Annotated in this window: 24 protein-coding genes; 14 read left to right on the plus strand and 10 right to left on the minus strand. The window is 69.3% G+C overall.

All coding sequences use genetic code 11. The features are described 5' to 3' along the window. On the minus strand, positions 1-1287 hold the full coding sequence (locus ACG00Y_RS10720) for a glycerate kinase type-2 family protein (protein ID WP_394478627.1): 1287 nt from the start codon (positions 1285-1287) through the stop codon (positions 1-3). After that, the gene (locus tag ACG00Y_RS10725) at positions 1284-2468 is read right to left on the minus strand and encodes a urate hydroxylase PuuD (protein ID WP_394478628.1); all 1185 of its coding nucleotides are present in this window, start codon (positions 2466-2468) and stop codon (positions 1284-1286) included. The genes ACG00Y_RS10720 and ACG00Y_RS10725 overlap by 4 nt, the downstream gene beginning before the upstream one ends. Before the next feature lie 273 nt (positions 2469-2741). Between ACG00Y_RS10725 and ACG00Y_RS10730 the strand changes: the two genes are divergently transcribed. Continuing rightward, positions 2742-3467: a substrate-binding periplasmic protein gene (locus tag ACG00Y_RS10730; RefSeq protein WP_394478629.1), complete on the plus strand. Its 726-nt coding sequence runs from the start codon at positions 2742-2744 to the stop codon at positions 3465-3467. A gap of 36 nt (positions 3468-3503) precedes the next feature. Here ACG00Y_RS10730 and ACG00Y_RS10735 read toward each other — a convergent pair whose 3' ends face one another. The 5 genes from ACG00Y_RS10735 to uraH form a co-directional block, all read right to left on the minus strand. Next, the gene (locus ACG00Y_RS10735) at positions 3504-5099 is read right to left on the minus strand and encodes a methyl-accepting chemotaxis protein (RefSeq protein WP_394478631.1); all 1596 of its coding nucleotides are present in this window, start codon (positions 5097-5099) and stop codon (positions 3504-3506) included. Position 5100: 1 nt separating this feature from the next. Beyond that, on the minus strand, positions 5101-5604 hold the full coding sequence (locus tag ACG00Y_RS10740; RefSeq protein ID WP_394478632.1) for a Cache 3/Cache 2 fusion domain-containing protein: 504 nt from the start codon (positions 5602-5604) through the stop codon (positions 5101-5103). 121 nt (positions 5605-5725) lie between these two features. Next, complete coding sequence (gene xdhC, locus ACG00Y_RS10745; protein WP_394478634.1) at positions 5726-6493, minus strand: xanthine dehydrogenase accessory protein XdhC; 768 nt, start codon at positions 6491-6493, stop codon at positions 5726-5728. Next, positions 6490-6630, minus strand: coding sequence for a hypothetical protein (locus ACG00Y_RS10750; protein WP_394478635.1), 141 nt, complete (start codon positions 6628-6630; stop codon positions 6490-6492). The genes xdhC and ACG00Y_RS10750 overlap by 4 nt, the downstream gene beginning before the upstream one ends. 73 nt (positions 6631-6703) lie before the next feature. Beyond that, positions 6704-7057, minus strand: coding sequence for a hydroxyisourate hydrolase (uraH, locus tag ACG00Y_RS10755; RefSeq protein ID WP_394478637.1), 354 nt, complete (start codon positions 7055-7057; stop codon positions 6704-6706). 38 nt (positions 7058-7095) lie between these two features. Here uraH and puuE point away from each other — a divergent pair, with 38 nt between their 5' ends. The 13 genes from puuE to ACG00Y_RS10820 all read left to right on the plus strand — a co-directional run bounded on the left by puuE (position 7096) and on the right by ACG00Y_RS10820 (position 20423). Beyond that, positions 7096-8052 carry an allantoinase PuuE gene (puuE, locus tag ACG00Y_RS10760; RefSeq protein WP_394478639.1) on the plus strand — a complete coding sequence of 319 codons (957 nt, stop codon included), beginning with the start codon at positions 7096-7098 and terminating at the stop codon, positions 8050-8052. Continuing rightward, positions 8049-9800, plus strand: a complete 1752-nt coding sequence (gene uraD, locus ACG00Y_RS10765; protein WP_394478641.1) for a 2-oxo-4-hydroxy-4-carboxy-5-ureidoimidazoline decarboxylase — start codon at positions 8049-8051, stop codon at positions 9798-9800. The genes puuE and uraD overlap by 4 nt, the downstream gene beginning before the upstream one ends. Then, the gene (locus tag ACG00Y_RS10770) at positions 9797-10291 is read left to right on the plus strand and encodes a hypothetical protein (RefSeq protein ID WP_394478643.1); all 495 of its coding nucleotides are present in this window, start codon (positions 9797-9799) and stop codon (positions 10289-10291) included. Before uraD ends, ACG00Y_RS10770 begins: the two co-directional genes overlap by 4 nt. Next, a complete protein-coding gene (locus tag ACG00Y_RS10775; RefSeq protein WP_394478645.1) occupies positions 10288-11520 on the plus strand; it encodes an ArgE/DapE family deacylase in 1233 nt (410 codons plus the stop codon). Before ACG00Y_RS10770 ends, ACG00Y_RS10775 begins: the two co-directional genes overlap by 4 nt. Then, positions 11517-12470: a LysR family transcriptional regulator gene (locus tag ACG00Y_RS10780; RefSeq protein ID WP_394478647.1), complete on the plus strand. Its 954-nt coding sequence runs from the start codon at positions 11517-11519 to the stop codon at positions 12468-12470. The genes ACG00Y_RS10775 and ACG00Y_RS10780 overlap by 4 nt, the downstream gene beginning before the upstream one ends. Positions 12471-12579: 109 nt before the next feature. After that, on the plus strand, positions 12580-13605 hold the full coding sequence (locus ACG00Y_RS10785) for an ABC transporter substrate-binding protein (protein WP_394478649.1): 1026 nt from the start codon (positions 12580-12582) through the stop codon (positions 13603-13605). Between the two features lie 4 nt (positions 13606-13609). Continuing rightward, on the plus strand, positions 13610-14098 hold the full coding sequence (locus tag ACG00Y_RS10790) for a nucleoside deaminase (RefSeq protein ID WP_394478651.1): 489 nt from the start codon (positions 13610-13612) through the stop codon (positions 14096-14098). Between the two features lie 13 nt (positions 14099-14111). Beyond that, the gene (locus ACG00Y_RS10795) at positions 14112-15089 is read left to right on the plus strand and encodes an isopenicillin N synthase family dioxygenase (protein ID WP_394478652.1); all 978 of its coding nucleotides are present in this window, start codon (positions 14112-14114) and stop codon (positions 15087-15089) included. Between the two features lie 294 nt (positions 15090-15383). Continuing rightward, entirely contained in the window at positions 15384-16415 is a 1032-nt protein-coding gene (locus tag ACG00Y_RS10800; protein WP_394478654.1) for an ABC transporter substrate-binding protein, read from the plus strand. Next, positions 16412-17230: an ABC transporter ATP-binding protein gene (locus ACG00Y_RS10805; protein WP_394478656.1), complete on the plus strand. Its 819-nt coding sequence runs from the start codon at positions 16412-16414 to the stop codon at positions 17228-17230. Before ACG00Y_RS10800 ends, ACG00Y_RS10805 begins: the two co-directional genes overlap by 4 nt. After that, entirely contained in the window at positions 17227-17988 is a 762-nt protein-coding gene (locus tag ACG00Y_RS10810; protein WP_394478657.1) for an ABC transporter permease, read from the plus strand. The genes ACG00Y_RS10805 and ACG00Y_RS10810 overlap by 4 nt, the downstream gene beginning before the upstream one ends. Positions 17989-18014: 26 nt before the next feature. After that, entirely contained in the window at positions 18015-18995 is a 981-nt protein-coding gene (locus ACG00Y_RS10815) for a porin (RefSeq protein WP_394478659.1), read from the plus strand. 84 nt (positions 18996-19079) lie between these two features. After that, a complete protein-coding gene (locus ACG00Y_RS10820) occupies positions 19080-20423 on the plus strand; it encodes a HipA domain-containing protein (RefSeq protein ID WP_394478661.1) in 1344 nt (447 codons plus the stop codon). Here the strand turns inward: ACG00Y_RS10820 and ACG00Y_RS10825 are convergent. The 3 genes from ACG00Y_RS10825 to ACG00Y_RS10835 are packed head-to-tail and all read right to left on the minus strand — an operon-like array spanning position 20377 to position 23092. Continuing rightward, positions 20377-21666, minus strand: a complete 1290-nt coding sequence (locus ACG00Y_RS10825) for a hypothetical protein (protein WP_394478662.1) — start codon at positions 21664-21666, stop codon at positions 20377-20379. The genes ACG00Y_RS10820 and ACG00Y_RS10825 overlap by 47 nt on opposite strands. Next, complete coding sequence (locus ACG00Y_RS10830) at positions 21663-22454, minus strand: hypothetical protein (RefSeq protein ID WP_394478664.1); 792 nt, start codon at positions 22452-22454, stop codon at positions 21663-21665. Before ACG00Y_RS10830 ends, ACG00Y_RS10825 begins: the two co-directional genes overlap by 4 nt. Continuing rightward, complete coding sequence (locus tag ACG00Y_RS10835) at positions 22451-23092, minus strand: hypothetical protein (RefSeq protein ID WP_394478666.1); 642 nt, start codon at positions 23090-23092, stop codon at positions 22451-22453. The genes ACG00Y_RS10830 and ACG00Y_RS10835 overlap by 4 nt, the downstream gene beginning before the upstream one ends. Positions 23093-23139 lie beyond the last annotated feature (47 nt).

The raw sequence follows: 23139 nt of genomic DNA on the forward strand, positions 1-23139 counted from the left end.
CTAAACGATCAGCAATGCACGGAAGTCATTGACATTCGTGAAGCTCGGGCCTGGCGTGAGCAGCTCACCCAGCGGCGCAAAGAAGCTGGCGCTGTCGTGCCCGTCCAGCAAGGCCTGCGGGTTGAGGCCCAGCGCGCGGGCGCGGGCCAGGCTGGTGGGCGTGAGCAGCGCGCCGGCATGCGGGCCCACGCCGTCGATGCCGTCGGTGTCGGCGGCCAGCGCCCAGACGCCCGGCTCGCCCTGCAAGGCCAAGGCGCAGCCGAGCAGGAACTCGGTCGCGCGGCCGCCCTGGCCCGTCGCTTTGTTGGGACCGACGGTGACCGTCGTCTCGCCGCCAGACAGGATCACGCAAGGCCTGGCGAAGGGCTCGCCGCGCTGCGCGACCGCGCGGGCCAGCGCGGCGTGCATGCCACCGATGACGCGGGACTCGCCCTCGATCTCGTCGCTGAGGAGGTGCGCCGCAATGCCCTGCGCGCGGGCCGCGTCGGCGGCGGCGGCCAGGCTCATCTGCGGCGTGGCCAGCATGATGAGTTCATGGCCGGCCTGGGCGAAGTCACCGGGCTTGGGCGTCTCGAACTCGCCCGATGTGAGGCCGGCGCGGGCCGCGTCGGGCAGGTGGATGCGGTAGCGGTGGCAGATGGCCAGCGCGTCGGCGCAGGTCGTCGCGTCCGCCACCGTCGGGCCGGAGGCGATGACGGCAGGGTCATCACCGGGCACGTCGCTGATGGCCAGGGTCAGCACGCGCGCCGGCACGCAGGCCGCCGCCAGCCGCCCGCCCTTGATGGCGGACAGGTGCTTGCGCACGCAGTTCATCTCCGCGATGCCGGCGCCGCTGTTCAGCAGCGCCCGGTTGACGGCCTGCTTGTCGGAAAGCGTCAGGCCAGGCGCCGGCAGGCTCAGCAGCGCGGAGCCCCCACCGGAGATCAGGCAGATGACAAGGTCGTCGGCCGTGAGGCCTTGCGTCAGCGCCAGCAGCTCTTGCGCGGCGGCCAGACCGGCGGCGTCGGGCACGGGGTGGGCGGCTTCAACGACTTCGAGCCGGCGCGGCTTGTAGCCCGGTGGCATGTGCCCGTAGCGCGTGATGACGAGGCCCGACAGCGGCGCGTCGGCCGGCCAGGCGGCCTCCAACGCCTGCGCCATCGCGCCGCCCGCCTTGCCGGCGCCGAGCACCAGGGTGCGGCCCTTGGGCGGCGGCGGCAGATGCGCCGCCAGCACGCGGCCCGGCAGCGCGCGCGCCACGGCCACGTCGTACAACTGACGCAGCAGCGCGCGCGGATCAACAATCATGGTTGCTTGGCCCACCGTCCCATCAAGGTGCGCTCATCTTCGGTCAAGCCGGTCGCGTTGTTCAGCGGCATGGCGCGCTGCACGACGACCTGCTGGTAGATCGCGGCCTTGTGTGCGGTCAGCGCCTCGGCCGAGTCCAGACGCACGCCCTTCTGCGCCACTTCGCCCATGTGGCAGGCCAGGCAACGCTGGGTGGAGATGGCCTGCACCTGCGCCAGCGTGACCGGCGCAACAGCGGCGACTACCGGCTGCGGTTTCGGCGCCATCCAGACGATGAGCCCGGCCAGCAGCGCCAGCGCCAGTGCCACCGCGCCCCAGCTGTTGACGCCCTTGTGCCGCTTGACGAAGAAGATGCGAATGGCGATGCCCGCCGCCATCAGCACGCACAGCACGACCCAGTTGTGCGGGTGCTGGTAGAGCATGCCGTAGTGGTTGCTCAGCATGGCAATCAGCACCGGCAGGCCGAAGTAGGTGTTGTGCACGCTGCGCTGCTTGCCGCGCTGACCGTAGATGGGGTCGGGCTGCTGGCCGGCGCGCATCTGCGCGATGACCTTCTTCTGGCCCGGGATGATCCAGTGCGCGACGTTGGCCGTCATCATGGTCGCCAGCATGGCGCCGACGATGAGGAAGGCCGCGCGGCCGGCGAACAGCTCACAGGCCAGCCAGCTCGCGAAGATGACGAAGGCCACCACCACGGCCATCACGCGGCCGTCGTTGCCGATGTTGCCGTCGGCCGTGCGGCCCAGGGCGCGGCAGGCGATGTCGTACACCAGCCAGCCGACGGCGAGAAAGCCCAGCGCCACGCACACCGCCTGCCAGGGCGCGCCCCAGGCGTAGACGCGCGGGTCGACCAGCATCTGGCCGGCGTTGAAGAGATACAGCACGACGAACAGCGCGAAGCCGCTCATCCACGTCCAGTAGCTCTCCCAGTAGAACCAGTGAAGGTCCTGCGGCAAGTTGCTGGGCGCCACCATGTACTTCTGCGGGTTGTAGAAGCCGCCGCCGTGCACGGCCCACAGCTCGCCGTCCACGCCCTTGGCCTGAAGGTCGGCGGCACCCGGCTTGACGAGGTGGTTGTCCAGCCAGACGAAGTAGAACGACGCGCCAATCCAGGCGATGACGGTGATGACGTGCAGCCAGCGCAGCAGCAGGCTGGCCCAGTCAAACAGGTAGATGTCCATGTCGCGAATTTCCACGGCCTCACCACGGCGGGTGCTGTGAGGCCTCCAGGGTCGCGTCCGCAGGCCCCTTCATCCCCTCAGATAGGCCTGACACCGCTGCGACGGCCCGGAGTGTATGCAGGCATCGTGCCCGCCACTGCCACATCGGACTCGCACAATCGATCCATGATCGCCCACCCGCCCCACACATCCCCACCGCCAGGGCGGCGCCTGCTCCTGATGTTGGCCGCAGCCCTGGCCCTGGGTACCGCCCAGGCTCAGGAGTCAACAGTCGTGAGCATCGCCACCAATGTCGAGCGCAGCTATTTCCCGCCGGCCGAGGCGCTGCTGCGCAAGGCCTACGCGGCACTCGGCCTGCAGGTCGAGTTCCTGCCCTGGCCGCTGCCACGTGCCCACGTCGAACTGCGCAGCGGCCGCATCGACGCCGTGGCCATGCGCGCGGAGACCTATTTCGACCAGGCACCCTTCCTCCGCAAGGTCGACGTACCGCTGCTCAACCTGCGCGTCTATGCCTACGGGCGGCCACCCTGCCCCAACGCGCTGCCAGCGGAGGAGCTGGCCAAGCACCGCATCAGCCATCAGCGCGGCATGGTCGCGGTCGAGGTCTTGATCCCCGAAGCCTCGCGCCTGCCGGCCAACACGCCGAGCGACGCCTTCCTCGACGTCAGCTCCGGCGCCGCCGACTACGCGCTGATGCTGACGACGCCATGGATGGCCGAAATACCGGTGGACACGCGCCAGGGCACGTTGTGCCGGGTGCCCGCGCCGCTGAGCCGCACCACCCTCTTCCACGGCGTGCACGAATCGCGCGCGGCCTGGGTGGCGCCGCTGGAACAGGCGCTGCGCGGGATGCGCGACCGCGGCGAGATCCAGCAGGCCTGGGCCGACTACGAACGCCAGACGGCGTTGCAGAACAACCGCCTGCAGGCCCAGCCCGGCCGCAGCCTGGCGGTGACGCCAGCAACGCCGGCATCGGCGCCCACACGGCCATCGCCGTAACGGCGGCGCCAGCTCGGCGCACACGGGTTCACCGTATCAGCGGCCCAGGCGGAAGAAGGCCACGGCGGCCACCAACTGCTGCGCCTGCTCCCGCAGGCTCTCGGCCGCAGCGGCGCTCTGCTCCACCAGCGCCGCGTTCTGCTGCGTGGCCTGGTCCATCTCGCCGACGGCCTCGCCGACCTCGTTGACCTGGGCCGCCTGCTGCGCACCGGCCGCGCTGATGTCGTTGACGATGCGGTCCACCTTCTGGATGGCCTGCACCACCTGCTGCATCGTGGCACCTGCGTTGTCCACCTGCGTGGAGCCCTTCTGGATCTGGTCGACGCTGGCGGAGATCAGCTGCTTGATCTCCTTGGCGGCCGTGGCGCTGCGCTGCGCAAGGCTGCGTACCTCGCCGGCCACGACGGCAAAGCCGCGCCCCTGCTCGCCGGCCCGCGCCGCCTCCACCGCCGCGTTCAACGCGAGGATGTTGGTCTGGAAGGCAATGCTGTCGATGACGCCGATGATCTCGGCGATGCGGCTGGAGCTGGTGGAAATGCCGCGCATCGTGTCCACCACACCGCCCACCACCTCGCCGCCCTTGGCTGCGACGCCGGAGGCCTGCGTCGCCACGCCGCTGGCGTCCTGCGCGTTGCTGGCGCTGAGCAAGGCCTGCTGGCGCAGCGTCTCCATCGAGCCCGCCGTGCGCTGCAGCGCCGCCGCCTGCACCTCGGTGCGCTGCGACAGGTCGCTGTTGCCCATGGCGATTTCCTGGCTGGCCGTGGCCACGCTCTCGGCGCCCTGGCGCACCTGGGCCACCACGCTGGCCAGGCGCTGCTGCATCTGCGCCAGGCTGGCCATGAGGCTGTCGTCGTCAGCGGGCTTGACCGACACCTGCTGCGTCAGGTCGCCCTCGGCAATTGCACGCAACTGGCGTGCCGCCTCGCGCGGCTCGCCGCCCAGTTCACCGACCAAACTGCGCGACAGCAGCACGGCAAAAGCCAGGCCGGACAGCAGGCTGATGCCCACGAGCGCCCAGGTCAGGCGCCGGGCTTCGATGAAGACCGCCTCGGCCTTCTGGCCGGCCGCCGCGCCGGCACTGAAGCCGGCCGCGGCGAGCTTGTCGAGCGCCGTCACCATGTCGTCGAAGTTGGACTTGCCCGCCCCCTCGCTGATCTCCTTGGCGTCTTCCTGCTTGCCGCCCTTGCCGAGCGAGACGACCTTGGTCGCAACGTCCAGATAGGCCTTGAGGCTCTTGTCCAGGCCCTCGCGCAAGCCCCGCTGTTCGTCATCGGCGATGAGCGGTGCCTGTGCCGTCAGCGCCTCCTGGGCGGCCTTCAGGGCCGTGCCCATCTTTTCGCCGTACTCGTCCATGTAGCCGGCATCGGCCGCCGTCGAGTGCTTGACCTCGAACTCCCGGTACTCCAGCAGCGACGCACGGGCTCCCGCCAGATGACCCGCGCCCGGCAGCGAGCGCTGCGCCAGCACGCCCGAGGCCTCGTGCACACGACTCAGCGACGTGAGCGACGCGACGCCCAGGCCAGCGCTGAGCAACAGCAGCCAGCCGAAGGCGAGCGCGAGCTTGTGGGCGGTGGCGAGACCGGCGAAACGGCGACGCATGGCCGCCAGCAGGCCTTTGGCAGGGCCGAACACTTCAGTTCTTCTTGAAGCCGACGTAGGTCACGCCGATGACGGCGCCCTTGTCATCCTTCACCGGGTTGTAGCAGGCGGAGAACGGCGTGCCGAGCACGTCCACGTCGCCGCAATAGCCCTGGCCCTTGCTGACCGCGTCATAGGCCTTGGCGCGCGCCAGCGGCGTGCCGACGCCGCGCTTGCCCTCGGGGGTCAGCACGTTGGTGCTGACGCGGATGAACTCGTCGCCGCTCTTGACGAAGATGGTCGCCGTGGCGCCGCTCTTCTTCTTGATGTCGTCCACCACGTCGTAGTTGTTGTTCAGCTTGCGCGTGCCAAAGAAGATGCCCGGCACCTCCTTGTCACCGGCCTTCTCCTTGCCATCCAGCTTGGCGGCACCCAGCTTGGCCAGGCGGGCGTCCAGGTCGGCGATGGTGGCCTTGGGGTCGTTGGCCTGGGCCCAACTGGCACAGGACAGCGCCGTCAGGGTCAGGGCAAGAAGCGATTTGATGGCGTGGGTCTTCATGCAGGCTCTCCAAGGTTGACGAACATTCCCCGGCCTGGGGCCGACTGGTGAGGCGATCTTCGCAGCGCGGCGCCAAGCTGCAACCGATTTCAGCGCTCTCACGTCAACCGCCGCGCATAAATCATCGCAACGCGAGAACTTGTGCCAACACAGCCACAGCGATGACCGCCGGCTGCTTGCCGGCAAGACCTGGCACGCCGATGGGGCAGACGACCTGGGCCAGGTCGGCCTCCGTGAAGCCGCGCGCCTGCAACCGTTGTCGAAAGCTCGCCCACTTGGTGCGGCTGCCGATGAGGCCGATGAGGGTCAGGTCTTGCCGCTGCCGCTGGCGCTTCAGGCAGGCAGCCACGATGTCGAAGTCCTCTGCATGGCTGTGGCTCATGATGAGCACGGCCGAGCCGGGCGCAAGGTCTGGCACCGCGTCGGCGGGCGGGTCCAGCGCCTCCTGGCGCCAACCGCGCGCGGGTGGCTCAGCGGGGAATTGGTCGAGCCGGCTGTCGATCCAGTGCAGGGCCAAGGGCAGGTCACGGGTGATGCGGGCGATGGCCAGGCCAACGTGGCCGGCGCCAAACAAGGCCAAGGGCCGCAGCGGCTCTTGCGGCAGATGGGCGGCCAGGTCTTCACCCGCCGCGATGCGCTCGAAGCGCAGCCACACGACGCCGCCACAGCACTGGCCCAGCGTGGGGCCGAGCGGGTAACGCACCTCGCCTTCCAGTTCGCCGCCCGCCAGCGCGGTGCGGGCGCGGGCGATGGCATCGAACTCCAGATGCCCGCCGCCGACCGTGCCGGTGATGCCGCAGGGCGTCACCGTCATCCAGGCGCCGACCTCGCGAGGCACGCTGCCGGACGTTCGGGCAACCGTGACGAGCACGCAGGCTGCCGCGCTCATGGCTGGCCCTTCTTCCTGCGCATGCGCAGCCGCTTGAAGCGCAGGAAAACACCCAGCCCCAGCATCGCAAGCACACCGCCCAACATGAAGTTGCCCAAGGCCGCCGCGACGGCACCCCCGCTCCACAGGCCGAACATCGCCAGCCCGTCTACGAGTCCGTAGAGGCTATCGCCGAGACCCTCACTCCAGCGAGAGCGCCTCTTGGAGGGTTCAGCTGCCACGGTAGGTCGAGTACGCCCAGGGCGAGGCCAGCAGCGGCACGTGGTAATGGCTGTTCTCGTCGGCGATGCCGAAGTCCAGTGGCACCTCGTCCAGAAAAGCCAGCTCGGGCAGCACCGCGCCGAGCGCGCGGAAATAGGCGGCCACTTCAAAGACCAGGCGGTAGCGGCCGGCCGTCAGCGTCGGGCCGTCCAGCAGCGGCCCATCGGCACGGCCGTCCCCATTCAGGTGCAGGCTGCGCAGCCATTTGGGGCCTTCTGCATCAAAGCGGTAAAGGCGCACGGCCATGCCGGCGGCGGGGCAGCCGTTGGCGGTGTCGAGCACATGTGTTGTCAGTTTGCCCATCGGGACTCCAAGGCGATTTCTTGATGCAAAGTTTAGGGATGAGTACAGCACGCTACCCCCGCGACCTGATCGGCTACGGCGAGAACCCGCCTCACGCGCAATGGCCGGGCCAGGCCCGCGTGGCCGTGCAGTTCGTCCTGAACTACGAGGAAGGCGGCGAGAACTCGGTGCTGCACGGCGATGCCGGCAGCGAGCAGTTCCTGTCCGAGATGTTCAACCCGCCCAGCTTCGCGGCGCGGCACCTGAGCATGGAAGGCATCTACGAATACGGCTCGCGCGTGGGCGTGTGGCGGCTGCTGAAGGAGTTCGAGCAGCGCGCGCTGCCGCTGACCGTCTTCGGCGTCGGCATGGCGCTGGAACGCCACCCGGACGTGACGCAGGCCTTCGTCGAGCTGGACCATGAGATCGCCTCGCACGGCTGGCGCTGGGTGCATTACCAGAACGTCGACGAGGACACCGAACGCGCCCACATGGCCCAGGCGATGGCTTCTCTCAAGCGGCTGACGCTGGGCCGCGACCCGCACGGCCTGGGCTGGTACACCGGCCGCGACAGCCCCAACACGCGGCGCCTGGTGGCGGACTTCGGCGGCTTCGAGTACGACAGCGACTACTACGGCGACGACCTGCCCTTCTGGCTGCAGGTGAGGAAGACCAATGGCGAGCTAGCACCGCATCTCGTCGTGCCCTATACGCTGGACTGCAACGACATGCGCTTCGCGCTGCCGCAGGGCTTCAGCCACGGCGAGCCCTTCTTCGAGTACCTGAAGGACAGCTTCGACGTGCTGTATGCCGAAGGCGCGGAGAGCCCCAAGATGATGAGCATCGGCATGCACTGCCGCCTGCTCGGCCGCCCAGGGCGCATGCGCGCCCTGCAGAAGTTCCTGGACCACATCGAGGCGCATGACCGCGTGTGGGTGTGCCGGCGGCTGGATGTCGCGCGGCACTGGAAGACCGTCCACCCCTTTGATGCCCGCACCGCTTTTGTCTGGGAATGATGAAACTCGACGATCTCAACAACGCCAGCGCCACCGACTTTGTCGCGCTGCTGGATGGCACCTACGAACACTCGCCGTGGATCGCCGAGCGCGCTGCGGCGGCTCGGCCTTATCTGTCGCTGGCCGCGCTGAAGGTCGCGCTGGCCCGCGTCGTGCGCGAGGCCAGCGTCGATGAACAGCTGGGCCTGATCCGCGCCCACCCCGAACTGGCCGGCAAGGCCGCCGTCGCGGGCGAGCTGACGGCGGAGTCGACGAATGAGCAGCAGAAGGCGGGGTTGACGGCCTGCACGGCGGACGAGTTCGCCAAGCTGCAGAAGCTCAATGCCGACTACAACGCGCGCTTCGGCTTCCCGTTCATCCTGGCGGTGCGCGGCCCGCGCGGGACTGGCTTCACGCGCGCCGAGATCATCGCGACCTTCGAGCGCCGGCTGCGCGCCCATCCGGACGTGGAGCGGGCCGAATGCCTGCGGCAGATCCACCGCATCGCCGAGATCCGGCTCAACGACAAGTTCGGTGTCACGCCGATCCTGGGCCAGCAACTGTGGGACTGGGCCGCCGAGCTGGCGGTGCACAGCGAGGACGAGGCCTTCCTGACCTGCACCTACGCCTCGCCTGCCCACACGGCGGTTGCCGAGCAACTGATGGCCTGGATGCGCGACTGCGGCTTCGACGACGTGAGCCGCGATGCGGTGGGCAATGTCGTGGGCGTCTACAACGGCACCGGCGACCAGCGGCTGCTGACCGGCAGCCACTACGACACCGTGCGCCGCGCCGGGCGGTTCGACGGGCGGCTGGGCATCTTGGTGCCCATGCTGGTCGTGCGCGAGCTGCACCGTCAAGGCAAGCGCCTGCCGTTCGGCATCGAGGTCGTCGGCTTCTCCGAGGAAGAGGGCCAGCGCTATGCCGCCACCTTCCTCGCGTCCAGCGCACTCACCGGCGCCTTCGACCCAACGTGGCTGGAGCAGACCGATGCCCACGGCGTGACGCTGCGCGACGCGATGCGCGCTGCCGGGCTACCGGCCAAGGCGGCAGCCATCACCGCACTGAAGCGGGACCGCAGCCGCTACCTCGGCTTCGTCGAGGTGCACATCGAGCAAGGCCCGGTGCTGGACAGCCTGGACCTGCCGCTGGGCATCGTCACGTCAATCAACGGCAGCCGCCGCTACACCGGCGAGATCGTCGGCATGGCCAGCCACGCCGGCACCACGCCCATGGGCCAGCGCCGCGACGCGGCGGCGGGCGTGGCAGAGCTGATCCTGTTCGCCGAGAAGCGCGCGGCGACCGTGCCCGACATCGTGGCCACGGTGGGCATGCTGGAGGTGCCCTCGGGCTCCATCAACGTCATCCCAGGCCGCTGCCGCTTCAGCCTGGATCTGCGCGCGACCACCGACGAGGCGCGCGATGCGCTCGACGCGGACGTGCGCGCGGAGCTGGAGGCGATCTGCGCTCGACGAGGGCTGAGCTTCACGCTGCAGCCGACGGTGGCCGCCAACGCCGCGCCGAGCGACTCGGCCTGGCAGTCGCGCTGGGAGGCCGCCGTCGCCGAGCTGGGCCTGCCGATCCACCGCCTGCCCTCGGGCGCCGGCCACGACGCGATGAAGATGCACGAGCTGCTGCCGCAGGCCATGCTGTTCGTGCGCGGTGGCAATGGCGGCATCAGCCACAACCCGCTGGAGTCGGTGACGGTGGATGATGCGGAGCTGGCGGTTGCCGCTTTTCAAGAACTCTGTTCGTCCATTCAAGCGTGACAACCAGAGATCTGGGTGGCTTCTCGCTCGCCCGCTTTCCCTCTTGGCACCCGTTGCATGCGCTGAAACAGCGATTGCTCTTCAACGGGCGGCAGCTTGGAGTCCATGTGAATGGAGACGATATCGATCACATCCAGAAGCTGGATTCATTCCACATCATTGCAACGGTGTACGACTACTTCGACGCATGCAATCACTGGATCTATCTGCTGGACGAACACATGAAGTTGAAGGACGCCGTGACGATGCCGAACTATTTCGGCTTTCTTCAGGATGTCGAACAACACGGGCACGATCAGATCTCCTTCGGCTACTACGGAACGCATGACCGATGGCGACTGAAGGTTGAGAAGCAGGGGCACTGGCGATATTCGCCAGGAGATCTGCTGCTTCGCCCCAATCGCTTTCTCTCAAGGAAGCGACACATGCTGCTCAGTTGCGTCAAAGGGCCGAAGTGGCAAGGTGAGCCAGACAACTTGGACAAATCATGAATTCACTCGATAACGCGATCAGCCAGCGCTTCGACGACGAAGTCCGCTTCCTCCAGCAACTCGTCCGCATCCCCACCGACACCCCGCCCGGCAACAACGCGCCGCATGCCGACCGCACCGCCGAGCTGCTGACCGAGCTGGGTTTCGAGGTCGAGAAGCATGCCGTCCCAGCCGCCGACGTGCAGGCCGCCGGCATGCAGTCCATCACCAACCTCATCGTCCGCCACCGCTTCAGCGACGACGGTCCGACGATTGCGCTGAATGCTCACGGCGACGTGGTGCCCCCGGGCGAAGGCTGGACGCACGACCCCTATGGCGCGGAGATTGAAGACGGCAAGCTGTATGGCCGCGCGTCCGCCGTCAGCAAGAGCGACTTCGCGACCTTCACGTTCGCGTTGCTGGCGCTTAAGAACTCGGGCCTACCACTGAAGGGCGCTGTCGAGCTGCACTTCACCTACGACGAGGAGTTCGGCGGCGAGCTGGGCCCGGGCTGGCTGCTGCAGCAAGGCCTGACCCGGCCCGATTACCTGATCGCCGCCGGCTTCAGCTACCAGGTCGTCACGGCCCACAACGGCTGCCTGCAGATGGAAGTGACGCTGCACGGCCTGGCCTCGCACGCGGCCTATCCGGAGACGGGCGTGGACGCGCTGCAGGCCGCCAACAAGCTGCTGACGGCGCTCTACGCGCACAACGAAGTGCTGAAGGCGCGGCGCTCCGAGGTCGAAGGCATCACGCATCCCTACCTCAACGTCGGCCGCATCGAGGGCGGCAGCAACACCAATGTCGTGCCAGGCAAGGTGGTGCTGAAGCTGGACCGCCGCATGATCCCGGAGGAGCAGCCCGCCGCAGTCGAGGCCGAGGTGCGGGCGCTGATCGAGAGCACGGTCGCACAGTGCCCCGGCATCCGGCTGGAGATGAAGCGCCTGCTGCTCGCCAACTCGATGAAGCCGCTGCCCGGCGCCGCGCCCCTCATCGCCGCGCTGCAAAAGCATGGCGAAGAAGTCTTCGGCGAGCCCATCCCGACCTCGGGCACGCCGCTCTACACCGACGTGCGCCTCTACACCGCGCAAGGCATCCCCGCCGCCATCTACGGCGCCGGGCCGCGCACGGTGCTGGAGAGCAATGCCAAGCGCGCCGACGAGCACCTCGTGCTGGACGACCTCAAGCGCGCAACCCAGGTGGTGGCGCGCACGCTGGCGGAGCTGCTGGAGCGCCGCTCCGGGGCATGAACACGCGTCGCCGTGACGGCGCCGATCTGCGGGAGTTGCTGGCGCTGAACCTCGCCGACCTGCAGTTGCTGGCCGTGCTGCTGCAGGAAGGCAGCGTCACGCGGGCCGCCGAGCGCACCGGCCAGCCACAGCCGGCGGTCAGCCGCAAGCTGCAGCGCCTGCGCGCGGTGCTGGGGGACCCGCTGCTGGTGCGCAGCGGGGCCAGCCTCGCGCCGACCGAGCGCGCCGCGCTGTTGCGCGAGCCGCTGGCCGAGATCCTGTCGCAGGTGGCGCGCCTGAGCGCCGGCAGCGGCTTCGACCCGGCAACGACGCAGCGCGCCTTCGTCATCGCCTCGGCCGACAGCCTCGCGCCAACCTTCCTGCCCGAGGTGATTGCGCGCGTCACGGCGGCGGGCTCGCGCATCGCCGTCCATGTGCGGCCGATCGACCCGGCCTTCGACATCGCCCAGGCGCTGGACGCCGGCCACATCGACCTGGTCGTCAGCAACGAGCCGCGCCCGCGCGAGGACCTGCGCCTGGGGCCGCTCTACAGCGACGAGGTGGTCTGCATCATGCGTGAAGGCCACCCCCTCGCACAGGAACGGCGGCTGTCGCTCGCCCGCTACCTGCGCATGAGCCACCTCGTGCCGCACGCCGGCACCGCACCACGCACCGGCCCCATCGACGGCGAGCTCGCCAAGACGGGCTACCAGCGGCGCATCACCGCGACGGTGCCCGAGTTCAACCTCGTGCCCTATGTGCTGACGCGCTCGGACCTCGTCTTCACGACAGCGCGCCGCTTCGCCGAGCACTACGCGGCCATGATGCCGCTGGTCATCGTGCGGGCGCCGGGGGAGCTGCCACCGATGAACTTCTACCAGCTCTGGCACGAGCGCAGCCAGGCCAGCCCGGCGAGCCGCTGGCTGCGCGAGCAGGTGAGCGCGGTCGCGCAGCATCTGACGCGCCCCTGAATCGCCGGGCCGGTATGGCCCGCGCGATATGGCTCACATGGCCGACGCATGGCTTTTGCCATGCACCTGCGGTTCCTAGACTGAATGCAATTCATCCAGGAGCCCGCCCATGCAACGCCGCCAATTGCTCAAGTTCGCCGCCGCCAGCGCGCCGGCCCTCCCCTTCACGGCAAGCACCGCCGCCCCCAAGCTGACGCCGATCAAGTTCACGCTGGACTTCCGCGTCAGCGGCCAGGTCGCCCCCTTCTTCGTCGCGCTGGCCAAGGGCTACTACCGCGAACAGGGGCTGGACGTGAGCATCGACGTGGGCAACGGCTCGGTCGCGTCGATCACGCGCGTGGCCAGCGGCGCCTACGACATGGGCTTCGGCGACATCAGCTCGCTGGTCGAGTTCAACGCCGACGCCGGCCGGGCCGACCTCGTGCGCGCCGTCTACCAGTACTACAACCGCGCGCCCTTCGTCATCATCGGCCGCCGCGACCGGGGCCTGGGCAACGACTGGCGCAGCGTCGCCGGCAAGCGCATCGCCGCCGGCGCCGTGGAATCGACGCGCCGCGCCTGGCCCATGGCCGCCAAGCAGCTGGGCATGAAGACGGACGCCTTCGAGTGGGTCACGACCGACTTCTCGCAGCGCGACAACGTCATCATCCGCGGCGACGTGGACGGCGCGACCTACTTCCACGACTCCGCCGTGTCGCTGTTCCAGCGCGTGCCGGTCGAGCAGCTCGCGGTGCTGAAGTATTCGGACGCCGGCCTGCAGCTCTACGGCAACGCCATCCTCACGTCGACCAAGCTGGCCGCCGCCAACCCTGGCGCCGTCGCCGCCTTCCTGCGCGCCACGCAGCGCGGGCTGCACGACACGCTGGCCGACCCGGCGGCTGCGATGGCGCATGTCATCGCCCGCGAGTCCCTGCTGTCCGCAGCGACCGAGATCGCGCGCTGGAACATCACCGCAGGCTACGTGACCGGTGCCGACACGCGTCAGCACGGCCTGGGCGGTGTGCACCGCGCGCTGGTCGAGCAGCAGATTGCGGCGGTCAGTGAGACCTTCGGTTTGAAGGCCAAGCCGGCCTTCGATGCGGTCTACGACCTGCGCTTCCTGCCCGCCCTGAACGAGCGGACGCTGAAGGTCTGACGCCATGAGCGAATCCCTGAACGACACCGACGCGCTCTACCTGCGCCGCGCCATCGAGCTTTCCGCGCAGGCCGGCAAGCGTGGCAACCGGCCCTTCGGCGCGGTCATCGTCGCCGGCAGCGGCGCGGTGCTGGGCGAGGCACGCAACGACAACACCGAGACCGGCGACTGCACGCGGCATGCCGAGGTCAATGCGCTGAGCGCCGCCTCGCAGGCCCACCCGCGCGCCGCCTTCGTCGGCGCCACGATGTATGCCTCCGGCGAACCCTGTGTGATGTGCGCAGGCGCGATCTTCTGGTCGGGCATCCGCCGCGTCGTCTTCGGCATCGATGCCGTCAGCCTGCGGTCTTTCCGCGCGCTGCAGGCCGGCGCCGACGACCTGGAAATGTCTTGCCGCGACGTCTTCAAGACCACCTCCCAAACCTTCGAGGTGCTCGGCCCGGCGCTCGCCGACGAAGCCACCGCCCCCCACACCGCCTTCTGGCAACGCTGAAACGGACATTGCAATGAACACGATGCAGGAACTGCAGAAGGAGTCGCGCATGGGCGCGATGGGCTCCGAGACCCACCAGCGCGAGGTCCGCGTCATCGACCTGGCCAACTTCGACGCCCGCCGCGCCGAGATCGCCGACCAGCTCTGGGACGCGGCGGTCGATGTGGGCTTCTTCCAGTTGAAGAACCACGGCATCGCGCCGGCCACGATCACGCAGGCGTTTGCGCAGACCGAGCGCTTCTTTGCACTGCCCGACGCGGTCAAGGCCCGGCACCCGTTGAAGAAGCAGTTCAACGCTGGCTGGGAAAGCCGCGCCCAGGTGCGCCCGTCGACCGGCACACCGGACCAGAAGGAGTCCTACCAGATCACCCGCCCGCACATGGACGGCCTGTGGCCAGACGACGAGCTGCCGGGCTTTCAGGACACGATGCTGGGCTTCGAGAAGCAGGCTTGGGGCGTGGGCATGCGCGTGCTGTCGTGCTTCGCGGCCAAGCTGGGTTTTGCGGACGACTTCTTCACCACCGCGCACGACCCATCCAAGCCCGGCTACCAGAGCACGCTGCGCCTGCTGCACTACTTCGCAATCGATCCCGCTCAGCGCGACCGCCTGGGCCTGTGGCGTGCCGGTGCGCACACCGACTTCGACTGCCTGACGCTGCTGTTCCAGCGCGCCGGCCAGGGTGGCCTGCAGGTGTTGCCGGGCAAGGACATGGCCTCGCAGGCCTGGACGCCGATCACGCCGGCCGACGACCTCATCACCTGCAACATCGGCGACATGCTGATGCGCTGGAGCGACGACCAGTTGCCCTCCAACTTCCACCGCGTGAAGAACCCGGCGGCCCACGAGTACCAAGGCGCGCGCTACAGCCTGGCCTTCTTCGCGCAGGCCAACCGCGACGTGCTGATCGAAAGCCCTTCCGGCAAGTACCCGCCCATCACCGCTGAGGACTACCTGCAGCAGCGCGTGGCCGCGAACTTCGCCAAATATTGATGGAGCCCCTCGTCCAACGAGTACGTTGGCCGGCCCCCCGGGGGGACGGCGATGCTTGCGGCATTGAGCCGCAAGCACATCGCCCACCGGGCCGGCTTGGGGCGGCCCGGCGCTCGGCCCGAATACGCGCCATGGAGCACTGAGACGCGCGGGCCACCGCACTACATCAGGGCGAAGCACTCCCGAGCACCGCTCATCCGTGGTGCAGGCACCGCCACAAGCCGGCCGCACCGCAGGCATGGAACTTGTATACCAGGGTGAACACCGCATCACTCGCCCCTTCAAGGAAACCGAATGACCCTCTCCCAGCACGTCGGCAAGCTGTTCGTTTCCCTTGCCATGCTCGCGGCGCCACTGGCGCAGGCACAGACAACGCCGATCAAGTTTCAGCTCGACTGGCGCTTTGAAGGCCCGGCCGCCCTCTTCCTGCTGCCCGTCGCCAAGGGTCACTTCAAGGCCGAGAAGCTGGACGTGACAGTCGATGCCGGCAACGGCTCCGGCGGCGCGGTGACGCGCGTGGCCTCGGGTGCCTACGACATCGGCTTTGCTGACATGGCCGCGCTGATGGAGTTCCACGCCAACAACCCCGATGCGCCGAACAAGCCGGTCGCCGTCATGGTGGTCTACAACAACACGCCGGCGGCAGTGCTGGCGCTGAAGAAAAGCGGCATCAAGACGCTCGCCGATCTCAACGGCAAGAAGCTCGGCGCGCCGGTGTTCGACGCCGGCCGGCGCGGCTACCCCATCCTGTCCAAGGTCAACAAGCTCGGCGCGGCGACCTGGATCAGCATGGACCCGCCGCTGCGCGAGACCATGCTGCTGCGCGGTGACGTGGACGCCATCACCGGCTTCTCCTTCACGTCCCTGCTCAACCTGGAAGCGCGCGGCGTGAAGGCGGCGGACGTGGTGGTCTTCCCGTATGCCGAGAACGGCGTGAAGCTGTACGGCAACGTCATCATCGCCAGCCCGAAGTTCCTCAAGGAAAAGCCCGAGGCGCTGAAAGCCTTCCTGCGCGGCTTCACCAAGGGCGCCAAGGAAGTGTTGGCCAAGCCGGACGGCGCCATCGCCTTCGTCAAGGAGCGCGACGGCATCATCAACGTGGACCTGGAGAAGCGCCGGTTGCGCATGGCCATCGACGCGGTCATCGCCAGCCCGGATGCGCGCGCCGAGGGCTTCGGTCAGCTGAACGCGGCGCGGCTGTCGCTGATGGCCAGCCAGGTGTCGGACGCCTATGCGACCAAGACGCGGGTGGACGCCAATGCCGTGTGGAACGGCGGCTTCCTGCCCTCCGCCGCCGAGCTGAACATCCTGCCGGCCAAGAAATGAGCACCGAAGCGTTCGTCGATTTCCGCGACGTCTGGCTGGCCTACAACGAAGAGCTGCTGGCCCAAGGCAAGTTCGCCGTCGAGGCCATCGACCTGAAGGTCAGGCGTGGCGAGTTCATCGCCATCGTCGGGCCGTCGGGCTGCGGCAAGTCCACCTTCATGAAGCTGGCCACCGGGCTGAAGCCGCCGTCGCGCGGTGAGATCCGCGTCGATGGCAAGACCGTGCACGGGCCGCTGAAGATCAGCGGCATGGCCTTCCAGTCGGCCTCGCTGCTGCCCTGGCGCACGACGCTGGCCAACGTCATGCTGCCGCTGGAGATCGTCGAGCCCTTCCGCTCGGAGCTGAAGACCAAGAAACAGGAGTTCGAGGCCCGCGCCCGCGCGCTGCTGGCCCGCGTGGGCCTGGCCGGCTATGAAGACAAGTTCCCCTGGCAGCTGTCCGGCGGCATGCAGCAGCGCGCCAGCATCTGCCGCGCTCTCATCCACGAGCCGCAACTGCTGCTGCTCGACGAGCCCTTCGGCGCGCTGGACGCGTTCACCCGCGAGGAGCTGTGGTGCATCCTGCGCGACCTGCAGGCGGCGCAGGGCTTCAACGTCATCCTGGTCACGCACGACCTGCGCGAGTCGGTCTTCCTGGCCGACAGCATCTACGTGATGACCAAGAGCCCGGGCCGCTTCCTGATGAAGCGCGAAGTCAACCTGCCGCGCCCGCGTGACCTGGACATCACCTACACGCCCGAGTTCGGCGAGATCGTGCTGGAACTGCGTGGCCACATCGGCGCCCTCAAGAAGGCCGGCGCGGAGATTGCCCAATGAAAGCCAAGCGACTTCAAGCCCAGGCGCACTGGTTCCTGCTGTTCGCCATCCTGGCGCTGTGGCAGACCATCTGCGGCCTGTTCGACGTGTCGGAGTTCCTGTTCCCCAGCCCGTCGCGCATTGCGCAGCAATTCTGGGAGCACCACGCCACCATCCTCGGCCACGCGTGGCGCACCTGGTGGGTGACGATGCTGGGCTTCGGCATCTCCATCGTCGTCGGCGTGCTGCTGGGCTGCCTGATGGGCAGCTCGCGCCTGGCCTACGACGCGATGTACCCGCTGATGACGGCCTTCAACGCGCTGCCCAAGGCGGCCTTCGTGCCCATCCTCGTCGTCTGGTTCGGCATCGGCGTGGGCCCGGCGGTGCTGACGGCCTTCCTGATCAGCTTCTTCCCCATCATGGTCAACATCGCCACCGGCCTGGCCACGCTGGAGCCGGAGCTGGAGGACGTGCTGCGGGTGCTGGGCGCCAAGCGCACCGACGTGCTGTGGAAGGTGGGCCTGCCGCGCTCGATGCCCTATTTCTTCGGCGCGCTGAAAGTGTCCATCACGCTGGCCTTCGTCGGCACGACGGTGTCGGAGATGACCGCCTCCAACGAAGGCATCGGCTACCTGCTGATCTCGGCCGGCTCGTCCATGCAGATGGGCCTGGCCTTCGCCGGCCTGCTGGTGGTCGGCGCGATGGCCATGGCCATGTACGAATTCTTTGCCGTGGTGGAGCGCCGCATGACCGGCTGGGCGCACCGCGGCCAATCCTGATTTCACACAACGAGGAGAACCCACTGATGAACAAGAAGACCCTGTTGGCCGCCCTGCTCGCCTGCACTGCTGGCCCCGCACTGGCCCAGAGCAGCGTGACCGCCTACGGCCTTATCGACCTCAGCGTCGGCAGCAGCAAGGCGGCCGGCTCGACCGTCACCATCAAGAGCGCCGACAGCGGCAAGATGTCGACGAGCTACTTCGGCTTCCGCGGCGTGGAAGACCTGGGCGGCGGGCTCGCCGCCACGTTCAACCTGGAGGGCTTCCTGCGCGCGGACATCGGCGCGAGCGGCCGCTCGAACACCGACAACTACTGGGCGCGCGCCGCCAACGTCGGCCTCACGAGCAAGGAATGGGGCAGCATCCGCCTGGGCCGCAACACGACGACGCTGTTCCTCGCGACGATCAACTTCAACGCCTTCGGCGACTCCTTCGGCTACTCGCCCAGCGTGCGCCACATCTTCACCAGCAATACCGTCACCGGCGACTCCGGCTGGAGCGACTCGGTGCTCTACACGACGCCCAACATGGGCGGCTTCACGGCCAGCGCCTTCGTCGCTGCCGGCGAAGGCCAGGGCGGGCGCAACATGGCGGCCAGCGGCACCTACGTGAACGGCCCCTTCGGCGCCGCGCTGGTCTACCAGGAAGTGAAGAAGGACGGCGGCGCCACGCCGGTGGACGACACCACCGTGTGGTCGGCCAACGGTTCCTACGACTTCGGTGTCGTCAAGCTGTTTGCCCAGTACGCCGACGCCAGCAACGACACCAAGAAGATCGACTACAAGATCTACGAGGCCGGGGTCGCCATCCCCGTCGGTCTGGGCAAGGTGCTGGCGCAGTACGGCCAGATCAAGCCCAGCGCCGGCGCGGGCCGCAAGACCTGGACGGTGGGCTACGACTACTTCCTGTCCAAGCGCACCGACGTGTACGCGATGGCCATGAGCGACAAGATCGCCGGGCTGGCGGGCGGCAACAGCTTCTCGGTGGGCATGCGGCACCGGTTCTAGAACCCGAGGGCGCGGCGCCCAGGCAGATTGGCGCCGCCATTTCATCGCTGTAGTATCCATTCAGGATCTATTCACAATCCAGCGATGAGCCCCGCTCCCGACCATCAACTTGTCCTCGGCGCCCTGGCAGCCCAGGGGCCGTTGACGTCGGCGGATCTGCAGCAGATTACCCATAAGAGCCAGCCCAGCGTGTCACGCCTGCTGGCGGAACTGGGCGGCCAGGTGGTGGCGTTCGGGCAGGCCCGCGCCACGCGCTACGGGCTGCTTAAATCTATTCACGGATCGAGCGGCCAGCAGCCTCTTTTCCACACCACGGCAGACGGCCGCATCGAGCGGATCGGCGACGTGACGCTGCTGTCGCCCGAGGTGCTCCACGTCGGCGGGCCCGGTGCCGACCTCGCCACCCAGGGCCAGCTGCCGTGGCTGCTGGCGCCGCTGCTGGCGCAGGGCTTCCTCGGGCGGCTGCTGGCGCAGCGGCTGTCGGCGCCGGGCATCGCGGCGGACCCGGCCGGCTGGCGGTTGGAGACGCAGCTCTTCGCGGCCCTGCACCTGGACGACGGCCCCGGCGCGCTGACGCTGGGCGAGCCGGCCACCGGACCCGCCGTCATGCTGCCGGCCGCCGACGAGGCCGCTGCCTTCGACGCGCTGGCCGCCGATGTCGCACGCACGCTGCCCGCCGGCTCCTCGGCCGGTGGCGAGCAACCCAAGTTCCTGACCCACGGCGCGAGCGGCGAGGCGCTGCTGGTGAAGTTCACGCCGCCGCGCGGTACGCCGTTTGGTGAGCGCTGGCATGACTTGCTGCACGCCGAGCACCTGGCCCTGCGCGTGCTGGCCGAGCACGGCGTGCCGGTGGCGGCCAGCCGCATCGTCTCCACCGCCGCGCGCACCTACTTCGTCAGCACGCGCTTCGACCGCATAGCGCCGCAAGGGCGGCGGCATGCCGTGGCCATCGGCGGCGTGCACGCCGGCTTCGTGCCAGGCGGCTACTGGAGCTGGCCGCGCACCGCCGAGGCGCTGGCCCGGCAGCGGCGCCTGCCGGCACTGGACGCCGCACAGGTGCAGGCGCTGTGGCATTTCGGCCGGCTGATCGGCAACACCGACATGCACGCCGGCAACCTGTCGCTGTGGGTGGCGGGCCAGAGCCTGGCGGAGCTGCTGCGCGGCCGCTTCACGCTGGCGCCGGTCTACGACATGCTGCCCATGCGCTGGCGGCCCGACCCGATGTTGGGCGGCGCGGCCGACTACTCGCCCTTCGAGCCCGACGCACTGGCGCTGGGCAGCGGCGCGCGCGGGCCGGCGCGGGCGTTCTGGATCGCGCTTGCCGGCTCGGCGGACGTGAGCCGCAGCCTGCGCGCCGTGGCCGGCGAGATGGCCGAACGGCTCAGCCGCCCAGCAGCTGCTGGCGCATCGCCAGTTCTTCCGCATTGAACGGGCTCCAGTCGGGCCGCTGCGCATAGAGGCGGTACAAGGCCTGCAGGTTGGCCCGCACCAGCGGGTCGCGCGGGTCCAGGGCCAGCACGGCCAGCAGTTCGTCGGCCAGCGCCTTGGCCGCTGCCGCATCGAGCGGCCCTTGCGCCGCCTTCATCACGGCAGCCGTCTGGCGCGCGGCGGCCGAGCCGGGCAGGCGCTCGGCCGCCTGCGTGAACTGCCGGGCGGCGGCCTCGCGTTGCTCGTAGCCCCAGGCCAACTGGCCACGCAGGCCGGCAGCAACACCCCAGGCCGACGGCGCCTGGTCCGCCGGCACCGCGCGCTCGTAGCGGGCCAGCGCGGCGATGGCCGCGTCCGCCATGGGCTGGCGCTGCGCGGTCGGCACGCCGCCGGTGCGCAGGCGCAGCCAGCCGGCCACGCCCTCGGCAAAGTCCAGCTCCGGCAGCCAGCGCGACAGCGACCACTCGGGCGTGTCGTCCCCCGTTCGTGCCCGCACCCAGCCGGCCGGCAGGCCCGGCCGCATTGGCGCCAGCCGCAGCCAGTCGCCGCGGGTCTCGGTCACCCAGTAGGGGAAGCTCTGGCTCGTCGACCGGCCGATCTCCACGCCGGGCGCCGCCAGGTCGGGCGACGGCCGCACCAGCAGCGCGGCGCGGAAGGCGGTGTCGATGCGGGCCAGGTCGTCCAGACGGATGCGGCGCGGCGCAAACGACAGCGCCTGCGCGGGCAGCGCCGCCTGCAGTTGCAGCGTCGCGTCACCCGCACGCACCGGCACCTTCAGCACCTCAGGCTCCAGCCCGGCGGCGCCCTGGCGGGCGAAGCGCAGATAGCTCTGCAGGAAGAGCTCGCCGTCCTGTTCGAACAACCGCCCCCACAGCACCACCACGCCCTGCCCGGCCTTCAGCCGGCCACTGGCGACGCCGGTCTGGCTGACGCGGCGCAGCACCTGGTCCACGTCACAGACCTGGCGCGGCTCGGCCACCAGATCCACCACGCCAATGGAGCCGAACTTGAGCATGCCCATCAGCAGCTGCAGCTGCGCCAGCGCCGACATCTGCCGGCTGGCCGCCTCCAGCGCCGGCGGGCCGGCCTGGGCGCGCCAGGGCAGCACCAGCGCATTGACCGCCGCGCCGCTGAAGACGACGGGGTCGGAGCAGGGGCGGATGTCCATCGCCAGCGCCCGCAGGGGCAGCAGGGCCAGGCACAGCAGGGCCAGGCAAAGCAGGGCGATAGGGCGGCGCATCATTCGCCCCCCGCGCAGGGCTGGGCGGGTTGCTGCAGCCGCAGCAGCCCGGTCCTGGGATAGGCCGCATCGGCCAGCGCCTCGCGCAGCGTGCGGCCGGCGCTGGCCAGCACATGCTCGCGCAGCGCCGTCAGCTCGGTCTTGCTGCGGCCGGTCAACCCGCGCTTGAGCATGCCGCCGAGCAGGCCGTGGGCGCGGCACAGGTTGGCGTGCGCCGGCTCGAAGGCGCGCTCGCGCAGCAGCTTCAGGCCCAAGGCGGTGGCGATGAAGGCGTCCAGGTCCAGCGGGCGGGAGACCAGCTGCACGGCGTCCTGCGTCGGCGCCGCGCCGGCCTCGGGGTAGCGCAGGCGCTGCAGGCCTGCCGGCACCGGCTCCCGCTGGTCGGCCGCGAAGCGCAGCGGCACGAGCAGGTAGTTGATCTGCGCGCTGAGCACCGGCGGCGTGCCGTCCTTGTCCACCGCGCCCCAGACCTCCAGCAGCACACGCTGGTCGTCGAGCTGCTCGACCAGCGCGGGGCTGAACTCGCTGCCGTCCAGCGCCGGCGCCCGCTTGGGGCAGGCGCGGAAGGCCACGGGCGTGGCGCCGGGGTTGACCCAGCGCTCATCGCGCTCCTGGTCCAGCTCGAACTGCAGCTTGTTCAGGAAGCGCTCGACGGCTGCGCGGTCCGGCATGGCCCCGCCGCTGGGCTCGCTGAGCAGCACCGTGAAGCGGTTGGACGCGGGCGCGCAGTTGACGACGGCGGCCTGCGCGGTGGCGCAGCCGAGCAGCAAGGCGAACAGGAGGACTCTCATGGGTTGTCCAGGTTGGTGATGGCTTCGTCCACCACCTGCTTCAGGCGCGCGTAGGCCTCGGCCGGCGCGGCGATGTCGCCGCCGATGCGCTGGCGCAGATCGTCGGGCTTGCCCGCCACGGCCAAGTTGACGAGGTCGCGGTAGCGGCGCAGCTGCGGCAAGGCCTTGCCGCAACCGTTGTCGCCGATGAGGGTCACCAGCGTGCGGTGGGCGCCGATGTCGTAATGCTGGTTGCGCTTGAGCAGCAGCGGGGGCAAGACCCGGCACAGCGTCTGCGGCTCGCGCACGGCCATCGCCTCCAGGCCGCGCGTGGCCGCCACGGCATGCAGGTCGGGCCGGCGCAGCTCCATCAGCAGCGCGGGCAGCGCCGGTTCGCCGAACGAGGCCAGCACGACGGCGCTGTTGTTGAGCTTGCCGAGGTCTTCCTCCTCGGTGAGCTTCTGCAGCAGGCCCAGCATTTCCTTGGTGTAGGACAGGTCAAGCTGGCGCTGCTTGATGGCCAGGTCCACCGAGTCCTTGATCCAGAAGCCCAGCACCAGGATGGTGATGCTGGCGATCAGCTTGGGTGCCTCCGCACCCATCCAGCCGAGCAGGCGGGCGGGCCAGGGCTTGGGCGGCGGCGGGGTGGGCTCCTGCATCGCCGCAGTGTGTGGTGTGCAGGCCGGCGGCCACAACCCCAGGATCA

This window comes from Pelomonas parva, assembly GCF_043555835.1.
GTDB lineage: Bacteria > Pseudomonadota > Gammaproteobacteria > Burkholderiales > Burkholderiaceae_C > Pelomonas > Pelomonas parva.